The organism is Pelagimonas sp. (assembly GCF_050633425.1).
GTDB lineage: Bacteria > Pseudomonadota > Alphaproteobacteria > Rhodobacterales > Rhodobacteraceae > Pelagimonas.
The window spans coordinates 21,541-33,204 of the sequence record NZ_JBOEGM010000032.1; the positions used below are offsets into that span (position 1 = coordinate 21,541).

The window sequence follows — 11,664 nt, forward strand, 5'->3', positions numbered from 1 at the left end:
GTGTAGACTGTTCACATTGCCGTGTTGCAGGTGCCGTGTTGCCTGTTCCTTGTGCCGTGTTGCCTGCGCTTTGTACCGTGTACCGTGTACCGTGTACCGTGTTGCTTGTTCGGCAAAGTTTACCGTCATTGGTGTTCGGAATGGCCTTACGGGCGGAGGATCGATGTAGTGGCGGGGCAGGGGAGGGGGCGCAACTCGCCTGTGAGCCACGGAGAGCCGCGAGAAACGCCATTGCCGCTCTATGGAGGGGGTAAGGGGGCGGAAAGCAAGTTGAGGCCGCTTAGCGGCCAATTTTGACTAGTGGGCCGTCACCTTCGGTTTTGGGCCGGTCTCACCTGCGGCTCGACAACCTCACCCGGAGGGTTCGGTTTGCAGCGGAATACAATTCACTCTTAACGGTTTTGACAATATTATGATGTGTGCCACACTTTTATAATTGCGTCAAAACCTAAGTGATTGTATGAAGTTGGCAGGAAATAGGGAGTGTATGTTCGCAATGGCTAGTCGCCACCGCTTGTCTGATTTGGAGCGATTGGAAATCGTCCGAGAAACGCAAAAAGGCGTTTCTACTCAGGTGCTTGCAAAGCGTTTTGGCGTTACCCCCCGGACAATCCAATACACTGTGCGGCGCGAAAAAACGCGAAAACGCGATAGCGGCATTCGTACTGTCCAAATCGGTACGACAATCACCCCCGAGGAATTGAGGGCGTTTGAAGCAGTCCTATCGCGTCATGGTGTTTCAAGTCGGTCGGAAGCAATGCGGCGATTGATCCAGTCTGCAAACGAGATTTTCCAACCTGACGAGTACCTGGCCGATGAGTTGAGAGGGTTTCGAGCTGCGCTAAACCGTGTTGGCAACAACGTCACGCAGATCGCTAAGCGGATGAATGAGGCGAACAACAAGGGCATAAAGCCACCCTTCGGGCGAGCGAGCTTAACCCAGATGCGCAGCCTTGCAGGGTTTGTTTTGGATTTCGCAGATCAAGTTGATCTACTGGTTCGACGGCGAACGAACGGAATCAAACTGTCTGTCAACGAGGCATTAAGGGAGCTTGTTGATGGCGAAGAGTGATGCAGTCAGTGCCGTAACCGGTGAGATTTTCCGCGAAGGCTGGAGCCGTGTGCGCGGGTCCACGCAAGGGCTTGGCGAAAAGCGGAAACAGATGACGCGTGCGGCCAAAGGCCATAGAGCCGCCGTTTTCAAGGCCATCCGATCCGGCGGAACTCATACTAAGAGCCAGCTTTCCAACCAGCTCGAATACCTGACAACGAAATCGTCGTTCATCGTGGATAGCCGCGGTGTTCTCGATGGGAAGAAGCAATTGAACGCGGATGAAATCAAATCGGTTGTTGATCGTTTTTCGAGCCGATGGGACGAGGGTTATCGTCCCAAAATGGGACACACAACCCACATGCTTATGTCTTTCCCTGTCGGAACAAGGGGCGCTGACGTGCGTGACATTGCGTCCGCTGTGGCGGAACGGTTCTTTGCAAACGAAGAGAGAAATTTCGATTACCTAATCGCGGTTCATGAGGACAGGGCACACCCTCATGCCCATGTCGTTCTTAATCGCCGTTCTCAAGAAGGTGAGTATTTCTATCTCGGGCGGGATCATCATTTCAATTATGACGACTTTCGAACCGCGATGGTCGAAGAAGCCGAAAAGGTTGGGGTGCGGCTGGAAGCAACACGACGCATTGATCGCGGTGTTCTGACCTACGCGCCCAGGACAAAAGAGGTTTACGCCGCGAAGGCAGAAGGTCGAGAACCCGTAGCCCGCGAGCGGGTTGGGCGCGACCTGGACCGGGCATTGGCCGAAATCGCAAGCACATCGAAAATTTACCGTTCCTTGGCCGCAGAGGCGTCGGCCGAAAACCGGGAAGACATAGCAAACGCCTTAGCCCTCGCCAGCGAAATGCTGGGGCAGGGCGGGCAGCTTGAACAGAATGGAGAAGTTTACATGGCTACGCAGGAATCCTTTGATGAACTGAGAAGCCGTTTTGCCGAGCGTGCAGAAACGGTAGAAAAATTCGTGCGTGATGCGCCGGATGCGATGAAGGCGAAGTATGAAAAGCAATTGGACGCGATTTATCGGAATGTTGCACATATGCAGCCTGTCGGGGTCCGTTCGGCAACGCTGAACGATGCTGCCTCTGACACAGGCGTTTATTCTGAGACGAACATTAACAAGGATGCCGTTTCCGCTTTGCGTGAGCCGGAAACACGCGCCCAGATCGAAACAGCGTTGCGTGGTACTGGTATTTCGGCGTCCGCTGTCATTGCCCGGGTAGAGCAGGGGGCCAGCAATGCTTGGCTTGAGCAACGCTGGATGGCCGATGATCTGTCTAAGATTGCAAAGACGGACGGCCTCAATCTTGAACGCAAGGAGGGTTTGGAAGCGGCGGCGGCGAAGTTGGATCAAGTGCATGTGCAGCTAGGACAAACATTGGAACGCGCCGAGGTTTTGCGCGACGATGGTGTCATTGAGGAAATAGAGGCCGCAGACCGGGTTTCGGCACACATGGACCAATCCAGTGTGGACCGCATGGGTAGCCGAATCCGTGACGAGCTGATGGCAGAGCGGGCGGATACAGAGGATTTCGACACCCGCTTTGACCGAGTGCAGGGGATGGTTGAACGGGGTGAAATTGAGGTGCTTGCCCGCGACCGGATCGCCGCAGAGCAGCAAGACTATCTGCGTGACCGGCCGGAAATCATCGGCTCACCGGCGATGGTGTATGCGGATGATCCCTACAGAGAGCGGATCGTCGATCAGAGCCTTGCCGACCGTATCAGTGGCGAAGTGGATCAGATTATGGAGCGGGCCGATACGCGGGATGACATTGCCGAGGCTGTCGCGAAGGATATGAAAGAGCGCTATCCCGACATGCCTGATCATCTGGCGCGCGGTCTTGGACAAACCTATGCGACTTCGACCAGCCTCAATGACCAAGAGGCAATCCAAGAAGCACAGCGCGAAGCGGCAGCAGAAGCGGACTATCGCGAAGATGTTGCCGACCGGATCAGAACGGAGGTTGGTGTTGAACGGGCTGAGCGTGAAGGAATTGCCAAAGAAGATCGAGACACGATTGCCGATATTGAGCGTGGCGTTCGAGACCAGTTTGACGACCGCGCAAATGAATACACTCACTTTGAGCCGCTGGTAGTTGAGCGGAACCGAATTGATGCCAGCGACAACCGCGTGGTGGATGGAGGAGCAATGGCGGTTGCATTCCGTGACTTGGCTAACGACAGACACAACGGTCAGCTATCGGTTGAAGATCAGCGGCGTACCGATGCATTGCTGCGTGACACAGCCGAGAGATACGGAACAGCAATGCGTGATGGGCTTCGCCGGGATGGTTTCAGCGACCGGGAGGTTCGGGAATTTGAACTTACCATGCGTGATTATCGCGGTGCAGGCGTCCAAAACGAGGAAATTTCCCGTGTCATCGAGCATGAGCGCAACGACAAGATCAACTCGCCGTTCCCCGACGACCGCAGCCGAGAAATCTACCGTGGGGAAATAGAGCGTGAATTGAGCGACGAGCGCCTTGAGGAACTGCGTAACGGTGACAGCGAAGCGCTTTCGGAAGTCATTGATAATCGACTGGACCGTCTCTACGCCGCCAAGGCTTACCTACAATCCGATGAAGCAACCGCGAATAGCGAGGCCACTCGCGAAGTTGTCTCTGAGATTGCCGAGGAAGAGTACGATGCGCAGCGGTTGAAGCATGTCCATGCCAATACAGAGAAAGGGCAGACACATGGATAAGGGAAAAATCGCCGTTGGTATCGTCCTACTGACCATTCTGTCGCTTGTTCTCGGATACGTGGTTGCGACCGCTTTTCTGACGTTCCGAGACTACGGCATCCGAGCCGAGCTAGATTTTTGGTGGCTGGCCCAAAACTACCTCGACATGCGATCTTATCGGCCACAGGACGTTCGCCTGGTCAACTTGATTGTTGGAGGCTTCGGACTTGCTGGCCTTCTACTAAGCGCCGTGCTGTCTGGAAACGCGCTGACGAAATTCGGCAAGACACAATGGCAAAAGCCCGCACACATGAGGAAGAACGGATTTTTCAGTAAACCGGGCAGCGGATTTATCCTGGGCAAGTTGGGAAAGCCAAGGAGCAAAAAGACACTGATCAGCTCGAAGATTTTTCCACATGCGTTGATCGTCGCGCCGACAGGCCGTGGTAAAACAACCGGATTTGTGATTCCGAACCTGTTGACCTTCAAAGGATCTGCCGTGGTTCTTGACGTGAAGGGTGAAAACTTCGAAGCGACCGCGCGCCATCGAGCTTCGCAAGGCGACAAGATTTTCCGCTTTGCCCCGACTGACTGGCATGACCGTCGAAGCCATCGTTACAATCCCTTGCTTCGCATCGCGGAGCTGGAAGATCCAGACCGGAAGCAGATGGAACTACAGTTGCTTGCTTCCTTGTTTTTGCAGGCAGATAGCGACCGTGTTCAGGGGCTCTTGAAAGGTGGTATTGATCTGTTTGTCGCTGCCGGCCTTTTGGCGTTCGAGCGTGGCCGGCCAACATTGGGCGAGATTTACCAGATCAGCGCGAGCGGTGGTAACAAACAGAAAGAGTTTATGAAGCGCCGTGATGAAGTTCAGAACCGAGCGGCGAAACTGATATTCGAGCGACTGGCATCAACAAACAACGATACGCTGACTTCATATGTTTCGTTGCTGATGACTTCTGGTCTGGACCAGTGGAGCAACCCCGCGATCGACAAGGCGACGCAGGTTTCAGATTTTGATTTCCGAACCATACGCAAGCAACCTTTTTCCGTTTTTCTTGTTGTTTCCCCCAACATGGTGAAGCCATTGGCGCCCCTCATCCGACTGTTCTTTTCTGATTTGATTTCATCGTTGCAGGACAAAGAACCAGGTCCGGACGAGCCGTGGCCGGTCATGATTATGCTTGATGAGTTCAACCGGCTTGGGAAAATGCCAATTGTCACCGACAGTATTGAGACGCTGCGCTCCTACAAAGGACATTTGGCAATCGTCACTCAGACCATCCCGGCCCTGGATGAGATCTACGGTGAGAACACCCGTCGCGCCCTGCAGGGGAACGCGGGCGTAAAGCTCTACCTGACACCTTCGGACGAAAAAACTGTGGAGGAACTAAGCAAGGCGGTTGGCAAGACGACCAAACGGGTTGTTACTCGGTCCCGGGCCATCGGAAAGAACCCATTCGAGGGCCGCAGTATGTCAGAGCGAACCGAAGAAACATCGCTTTTGCCCGAAGACGAGGCACGACGGTTGCCGCTCGATGATATTATTATTGTTGTGGATGCCCAAATGCCGATCCGCGCGAAACGGATCAAGTATTTTGACGACCCGTTTTTCCAGTCGATCAGCGAAGCGCAAACCGGCGATCTTCCTTTCCCCGAAACGTCGCTCACATCCGGGTCTAAGAACGAGCCAGCCGAGAGTGAGGACATGGTTCCGGCCAATCCAGCCCCGATGCCCGAAGGCGGGGCAGGGGCCGAAGTGGCGGAAAAGGCCGAACGAACCACGGCTGATAAGGACGCATCCGTTGGCCTTGCTAGCAACCAGCCCCATCGGGCGACCGTCAAAACGTCCTCACGTAAACGGCGCGCAAAAGCGGTTGTGCAGGCTACACGAGACTTTGAGGACCGGCAGGGCGAGTTCGATCTATCGGTTCAGCAACGTCTCGACTTGCCTAACTCAGATACCGTTACGGACGCCGATTTAGACGCCCTGGACTCGGCGTCGGACGAGCTGGCCGAGTTGGCAGCAGAAATCACGAAAGAAGGGCAGGGGGGCGCGAAAGTTTCCGCTATTGCTTAAGGATCTGAAGCCTAGAGAAAAGGCCCGCTATCAAGCGGGCCTTTTCACGTTCTTCAAAGACGGATTAAGATGCGAGGGTTCGCGCGAGCTTGAATAGTTGTTCGCGAAGATGTTGTGGAATGTTATAGTAAGCCCTCACAAGCTCGATAGCTTCTTTGTCCTGAAGCACGTTAGCCAGGTCTGTGGAGCGGGCAGAAACAGTACCGTCAGCTCCAAGACCTTCGAAAAAAAAGGGGATGTTGGTTTCCAATCCCGCAGCAATCAACCACAGTTTTGACGCCGAAACGCGGTCCTTACCTGTCTCGTACTTCTGGATTTGCTGGAACTTTACGCCTGCAATTTCTGCAAGATCCGCTTGAGTAAGTCCGAGAAGCCAGCGCCGCGCTCGGATTCTGCGGCCAACGTGTCTATCAACTGAATTTGCCACTATGCGCGACCTTTTCCAATAACTGTCTATTTGCCTTTGAGCCGGTCTGAGCGCGCTTTCATTCGCTCCATTTGCTGACCCGTACCGGTTGATTGCGGCGGCGGCGCGGGTTGATTGTTCGCTGGCTGCTGTCGATTGATCGTCTCGCTTGGTCGGCCAAGTCCCATCGCCTGACGTGTACGAATGGCAATCACTTCCGCACCGCTGGCGGTGCCAACACCCATGCGATTGTAAGCTTGCTGACTGCCCCCCAAGGCCCGTCCGAAGGCATACGCGCCGCCCATACCGCTAGTCAGCGCAGGCATGACGATGTTGCCGGAAATAGCCCGCACGATAAATGGTGTCGCGATGATGAAGCCCTTTGCCATAAGGACCATCATGAAGAAGGGAATAAGTGCGCCGATATTCGAGGCACCTTCGGGATCACCCAACTCGCCCAGCAGCGCACGGGACACACCAGTTATCGTTGCAAAGACGCCCGCAACGACGACCGGATACAGTGCAAACGAAATGAGTGCTGAAAGCCAACGTGCGAAATAATCCTTGGTAACTTCAAAAAGCGTCAGGAAGATCATGATTGGGGCCATCCCGATTAGGAGGGCGATCATCAGGCGCGACGCGACGAGGATGAAAGCAGCAAGGCCACCGAGGATGGAGAGCAAGAGAACACCGAGAATGTCGAGCATCGCCCCGGCCATCCAGTTTAGCTCCGATCCAGCCGCATTGAGGTAATCGCCAAGGGATGCAATGAGGCTGTCAAATTCTTCGGAGAACGTGCCTGATGGGCCAGGTGTTCCGCCACCAACGGACGCTACGAGTGCGCCAGCAATGCTATCAATCCCATTAAGAATTGCCGTTGCGAAGGAGTTAAATTGCGTCCAGTTGAGCGCGAACACCCCGACAAGCGTTATTTTTATCGCTAGCCAGAATGCCGTTCGGCCATCCATAGAGCGATATTGATATGCCATGTTAATGAAAACCATGATCACCAAGATGATCGAGGCGAGGTTAATCAAAGTGCCGACTGTAGCTGCGACCGATCCAAACTGTGTTTCCGCAGCAGTGTTCAAGTAGCCCTCGGCTGTTTCCACAAAGTATGTAACGACACTCATTTATTCTTCCTCACCAGTTGCCTTGTTGCTCGCAAATTGGCTTTGCTACCTTCCGATTTTCATTGGCAAGGTCACGGTATTCCTCGGTTCGTTCAGTTGCGCCCCAGCGGTCCAAGGAGGCGTAGGCTTCCAAGAATGTAGTTCCGACCGCTTCCCAAGATGGGAACCTGGTGGCGCAGGAACAGTCACCCGATTCCGCGACCGCTTGCATGCTTTGAGCGCGATACATTTGCTGTATCAGCACTTTGTTATGTGCCTCGCGCAAAGGGATATTATCCACCCACTCAGGTTGTGGTGGCTGATCAGGACAAGCCCTTGGCGTTTCGCTTCCAAGCGTAACTTTGACTTGGGCGGATAGTGGCGTAGCAGCGAATGTCGCGGCAACAATACCGGCCGTGATCGCAACCCGTATCATGCCGCTTCTCCATTCTCTACGTGAAGGCCATCAACCTCGCGTTTCAGGAATGCGGTGACGCTCCGCGAGTGCATGTCGCCAGAAACGACAGACACCAGCTCGTAACCTGCCGCACCCCACTCAGCGAGTTGGTCGCGCATTTTGGTCACGCCCTTGTTGTTGCTCACATCGAAGATCAGAACTTCGTGTTCATACTGTTTCATTTTCCGCCTCCTTCTCTGACGTTCCGGGTAGATAAAACTCCGTAATCCCCCGATCACCTTCATGGCGACCAGCTTGAATGATCACGTCAATCGAGCTTTCTATATATTGTATCATGTCCCGGTAAGTCATTGGCACATCAGTTTTAAGAGCGGCGATTGCTAAGCGCTGAACCGCCAATTGTGGTGTTTCTGCATGGAGCGTCGTCATCGAGCCGCCGTGACCCGTGTTGATAGCTTCAAGGAAGGTCATGGCTTCATGGCCGCGCACCTCCCCCAACACGATCCGGTCGGGCCGCATTCGAAGGGTTGAGGTCAACAAAGTATCAGCCGATTGCGCCGCCACATCGCGGTTCGAAATCAGCGTAACCGCATTGGGCTGCGATGGCAGTAGTTCAGCAGCTTCCTCAATCGTGATGATCCGCTCATCATCCCGCACGTATGCGAGGATCTTCCGCGCGGCGACAGTTTTCCCGGTGGATGTACCGCCCGATACGATCATGTTCAGCTTATTTTCCACACAGAATTTAATGGCAGCATAAATGTCACCGCCCTTTACAACCTCACGTAGTTCGCGGTTCCTGTTTTGGCGATCCACTTCTAGGCTGCGTTCAGTGCCGTAGAGGAATTTGAGTTCAATATCGTCCAGCGACATTGTTGAAAAAAAACGTAGGGCGATGGAATATCCATCCCTCACGGCTGGCGGTTGAATAACCTGCGCTCGTATGGGCCGCCCACGATAGGTCACGCTGACAGAGACAATAGGTTTGTCTTTGCTCATCGTAGTGCTGGCAGCGGATGCAATCTGATTAGAAAGGTCTTTTATTTCCGTCTGGGTCAGAACAGTCTCAAGGCGACGCATGAAATGGTCGCCTTGAAATTCGCCCCACACAGAGCCGTCGGGGTTGACGCAAATTTCGATTACATCATCCCGTTTGGCGTCTGGCAACTTATCCAGGCTTTGTTGGAGATAGTTCGATGCCACTTAGAAAATCTCCAAATCCCGATCTACCATAACTGTGATGCGCGAACCCTGATCGACATAGATCACAGGACCAAGTGACAGGTAGTCGCCAATTACGCTATCGGTTGCGTCTGCCAGATCATCGCCAACATCTTCTAGCACTTCTGCCGAAGTTTCATCTTCAACCTGCGCAGCCGCCGCACCGGGTAAGGCGCTGATCAGCGATATCAAAGCTGCTGACCCGAACCGTTCACCGAAGCGAGTGTCTACAAACCCGGTTGCACCGGACCGGCCGAGTTCATCACCGCCAAACGCGCTGATCACAACGGTTTGGTTGTCCGGCATGATGATGCGGTCCCAAGCAATAGTTACACGCTTCTGGGCGATTTCAGCCCCGGACTGGTATCTACCAATCAGTCGAGAACCTCGTGGAATCAAGACGCGAGAACCATCATAGGCATGTACGTCTTCCGAAATGATGGCACGCACGGCCCCAGGCAGAGAGCTATCAAGCGCGGTTTCCGTTACAGCTTGGATCATTGTGCCTTGAACAACAGTGTTCGAAGGGTTGGCGATGATTTCTGCCTGTGTGACGGGTGCAGGCAATGCGCCGTTGACCACGAAGTCTTGCACTCGGCCAAGCGTCCGTTCAGTCAGTTCGGACCCGCCATCCGATCCTGCGCCACCACCAAATGCAATGGTCGGGGATTCGATGCGCGCCTGTTGGAAAGCGATTTCGGCTTGGCGGCGGCGTTCCAGCTCCGCAAGGCGTCGTGCTTCGGCGTCGTCAATAGCATTGGGCGCCGGAGCTGGCGCAGGGGCCTGCAATTGCGCTAGCTCAAGGTCCATCCGAAGTTTTTCCAGTTCCCGGTCGCGTTCTGCTAGAGCGTCTTGGAATTGTTCCTGTGCTGCTTCGGATGACTCCTGCAAGGCTGCAATCTGTTCAGTCAAGGCTTGCATCGCTTCGGCAGCCGCCGTGTCATCCTCTGCGACAGGTTCAGGCGCATTCTTGATTGCCTCGATCTGAGCTTGAAGCGCGGCCAGTTGCGCCAACAACTCTGCATTGGGTTCAACCGGCGTCTCAACAATCTGGATTTCAGGTTCAGGTGGGGGAGGGGGGACGAACGGATCAATCTCGCCAAACCCTTGCCCTTCAGCCTGAAATTCTTCGGGCTGAGCAGTGGGTAACGAAGCTTCATCGTCGCCCTGGAGGCTTAGGTAGGCGAACCCGCCCAAGAGGGCAATACCTGCCGCTCCGGCCGCAGCCACCGCGACGGAAGGCTTTTTCTTGGCGGGAGCGGATGTGCTGCCGCCTTCCAGCGCTGCTAGACGTTTTTCAAGATCATTAGTGTCGCTCATGAGCCTGCCCCTCCTGCTGTTGCTTGAATGCACACGACTTCATCACCGAGACGAAGTACCCATTGCCTACTGACGCCCGAAACTCGCATCACGCCGTTTTCAACCCGTTGGCTGTTGACCGTGCGTTCATTGCCGCCAGTGGCTCGGAAGATGGCCGGAACTGGAGCATTGCGTGCGAAACGGAAATAAGTGAACGTCCCATCGTCCCAAACGGAGGTTGGCGTAAACTCTTTCCGGGCGCTGACTGCGTAGTTGTAGTTGGCGGCCTGTTGCGCGACCGCGTTCCTGACCCGGGCGTTGTCTTCAGGATATCGAAACTGCACCACATAGTAAGTTGGGGACGAGTTTTCTTGGACATTGAAGTAGTAGCTGCGACGGTTGGTGTAGACTGTAATGTTTGTATGAACACCGCGTGCGTTCGGTTTCACAGCAAAGGCGCGGCCACCCGGCACACCGTCAAGCTGAAATCCTTCTGTGTCACCTGCAATAATTGAGCGGATCGTTTCGCCTTGACCAAATTCGATGGTCGTTACGTGGGTCAAACTCACGCTGAGGCGGTAGACCTGACCGTCTTGATAGGTGGCGACCCGAACACGGCGATCATGAGTTCCTGAGCGCGGAATGGCTTCTGCAAGCACGGGTTCAGCCACAAGAGCGAGAACCAGAGACAGAATGGTTGGTTTTAATGCCTTCATATCAATTCTCCAATCTGTCCGAGCGGATGGCATATTCGATGACGGTGAAGCCGAAAGGGTTGCTCCACACATCATCAATTGAGCGACGTTCTTCCGGGCGAAACTCGAAAAGTAAGGTCGCGGTGAAAAGTCCAGCCTGCACCCCTTGCGGAGAGGTTAGACGCTTTCGCATTCGTACTTGGGCACGGTTGGAGCCGATCCGGTTGATGCTGAGAATTTCCACATCAAGGCGGCTATTCGGCCCGTACACAGTCGGCGGATAGTTCTGATTGGCGCTATCCCAGAGAGAACGCATCGAGGCTTCGGCAGCGCGATCTGATCGTTCCAAGATACTGCGCACACGTAGATCATTATCGAGTTGATTGTACGTCTCTCTGTCAGTCACATAACGGAATACAACCGATTCAATCACCGCTTGATTTTCCGTTACACGGACAGCGCCCACCGAAGCGTTGGGGAGCGCCATCCCTGTTTCTGGGTTGTAAGGCACGACAACCGGCTCAGGGTCTACATCGAGGATTGCCACAGCCGCAGCCGCAAGGCAGCCTATCGCGCCAAACGCCAATCCTGAAAGCCCCAGCTTTTGCCAAAACTGTTCACGCCGCCGAGCGCCGTAGATCAGTTCTTCCTCAATGATTTCCTGTTCCTTCGTCACGT

The 11,664-nt window shown here is 54.4% G+C and carries 11 protein-coding genes; 3 read left to right on the forward strand and 8 right to left on the reverse strand.

The genetic code is table 11. The annotated features are described in order from the left end of the window. Positions 1 to 496 precede the first annotated feature (496 nt). Genes ACRBB0_RS22830 through ACRBB0_RS22840 form a run of 3 tightly spaced genes read left to right on the forward strand, consistent with a single transcriptional unit; the run spans position 497 to position 5,835 of the window. A complete protein-coding gene (locus ACRBB0_RS22830) occupies positions 497 to 1,072 on the forward strand; it encodes a helix-turn-helix domain-containing protein (RefSeq protein ID WP_431376783.1) in 576 nt (191 codons plus the stop codon). Next, a complete protein-coding gene (locus ACRBB0_RS22835; protein WP_431376784.1) occupies positions 1,059 to 3,776 on the forward strand; it encodes a relaxase/mobilization nuclease domain-containing protein in 2,718 nt (905 codons plus the stop codon). Before ACRBB0_RS22830 ends, ACRBB0_RS22835 begins: the two co-directional genes overlap by 14 nt. After that, positions 3,769 to 5,835, forward strand: a complete 2,067-nt coding sequence (locus ACRBB0_RS22840) for a type IV secretory system conjugative DNA transfer family protein (protein ID WP_431376785.1) — start codon at positions 3,769 to 3,771, stop codon at positions 5,833 to 5,835. Before ACRBB0_RS22835 ends, ACRBB0_RS22840 begins: the two co-directional genes overlap by 8 nt. A 64-nt stretch (positions 5,836 to 5,899) precedes the next feature. On the opposite strand, the gene ACRBB0_RS22845 is transcribed toward ACRBB0_RS22840, so the two are convergent. Genes ACRBB0_RS22845 through ACRBB0_RS22880 form a run of 8 tightly spaced genes read right to left on the reverse strand, consistent with a single transcriptional unit; the run spans position 5,900 to position 11,662 of the window. Then, entirely contained in the window at positions 5,900 to 6,262 is a 363-nt protein-coding gene (locus ACRBB0_RS22845) for a helix-turn-helix domain-containing protein (RefSeq protein ID WP_431376786.1), read from the reverse strand. Positions 6,263 to 6,288: 26 nt separating this feature from the next. After that, the gene (locus ACRBB0_RS22850; protein WP_431376787.1) at positions 6,289 to 7,374 is read right to left on the reverse strand and encodes a type IV secretion system protein; all 1,086 of its coding nucleotides are present in this window, start codon (positions 7,372 to 7,374) and stop codon (positions 6,289 to 6,291) included. 10 nt (positions 7,375 to 7,384) lie between these two features. Continuing rightward, the gene (locus ACRBB0_RS22855) at positions 7,385 to 7,789 is read right to left on the reverse strand and encodes a hypothetical protein (RefSeq protein ID WP_431376788.1); all 405 of its coding nucleotides are present in this window, start codon (positions 7,787 to 7,789) and stop codon (positions 7,385 to 7,387) included. After that, complete coding sequence (locus ACRBB0_RS22860; protein WP_431376789.1) at positions 7,786 to 7,992, reverse strand: hypothetical protein; 207 nt, start codon at positions 7,990 to 7,992, stop codon at positions 7,786 to 7,788. Before ACRBB0_RS22860 ends, ACRBB0_RS22855 begins: the two co-directional genes overlap by 4 nt. Continuing rightward, positions 7,979 to 8,974 carry an ATPase, T2SS/T4P/T4SS family gene (locus tag ACRBB0_RS22865; protein WP_431376790.1) on the reverse strand — a complete coding sequence of 332 codons (996 nt, stop codon included), beginning with the start codon at positions 8,972 to 8,974 and terminating at the stop codon, positions 7,979 to 7,981. Before ACRBB0_RS22865 ends, ACRBB0_RS22860 begins: the two co-directional genes overlap by 14 nt. Further along, on the reverse strand, positions 8,975 to 10,312 hold the full coding sequence (locus ACRBB0_RS22870) for a TrbI/VirB10 family protein (protein WP_431376791.1): 1,338 nt from the start codon (positions 10,310 to 10,312) through the stop codon (positions 8,975 to 8,977). Then, complete coding sequence (locus ACRBB0_RS22875; RefSeq protein ID WP_431376792.1) at positions 10,309 to 11,007, reverse strand: TrbG/VirB9 family P-type conjugative transfer protein; 699 nt, start codon at positions 11,005 to 11,007, stop codon at positions 10,309 to 10,311. The genes ACRBB0_RS22870 and ACRBB0_RS22875 overlap by 4 nt, the downstream gene beginning before the upstream one ends. A gap of 1 nt (position 11,008) precedes the next feature. Then, complete coding sequence (locus tag ACRBB0_RS22880; RefSeq protein ID WP_431376793.1) at positions 11,009 to 11,662, reverse strand: virB8 family protein; 654 nt, start codon at positions 11,660 to 11,662, stop codon at positions 11,009 to 11,011. Between the last annotated feature and the right edge of the window lie 2 nt (positions 11,663 to 11,664).

Bases quoted from the DNA above. Each gene is read 5' to 3' on its own strand.
- ACRBB0_RS22870 (WP_431376791.1), bottom strand. From the start codon at position 10,312: ATGAGCGACACTAATGATCTTGAAAAACGTCTAGCAGCGCTGGAAGGC.
- ACRBB0_RS22835 (WP_431376784.1), top strand. From the start codon at position 1,059: ATGGCGAAGAGTGATGCAGTCAGTGCCGTAACCGGTGAGATTTTCCGC.
- ACRBB0_RS22875 (WP_431376792.1), bottom strand. From the start codon at position 11,007: ATGAAGGCATTAAAACCAACCATTCTGTCTCTGGTTCTCGCTCTTGTG.
- ACRBB0_RS22850 (WP_431376787.1), bottom strand. From the start codon at position 7,374: ATGAGTGTCGTTACATACTTTGTGGAAACAGCCGAGGGCTACTTGAAC.
- ACRBB0_RS22855 (WP_431376788.1), bottom strand. From the start codon at position 7,789: ATGATACGGGTTGCGATCACGGCCGGTATTGTTGCCGCGACATTCGCT.
- ACRBB0_RS22840 (WP_431376785.1), top strand. From the start codon at position 3,769: ATGGATAAGGGAAAAATCGCCGTTGGTATCGTCCTACTGACCATTCTG.
- ACRBB0_RS22830 (WP_431376783.1), top strand. From the start codon at position 497: ATGGCTAGTCGCCACCGCTTGTCTGATTTGGAGCGATTGGAAATCGTC.
- ACRBB0_RS22860 (WP_431376789.1), bottom strand. From the start codon at position 7,992: ATGAAACAGTATGAACACGAAGTTCTGATCTTCGATGTGAGCAACAAC.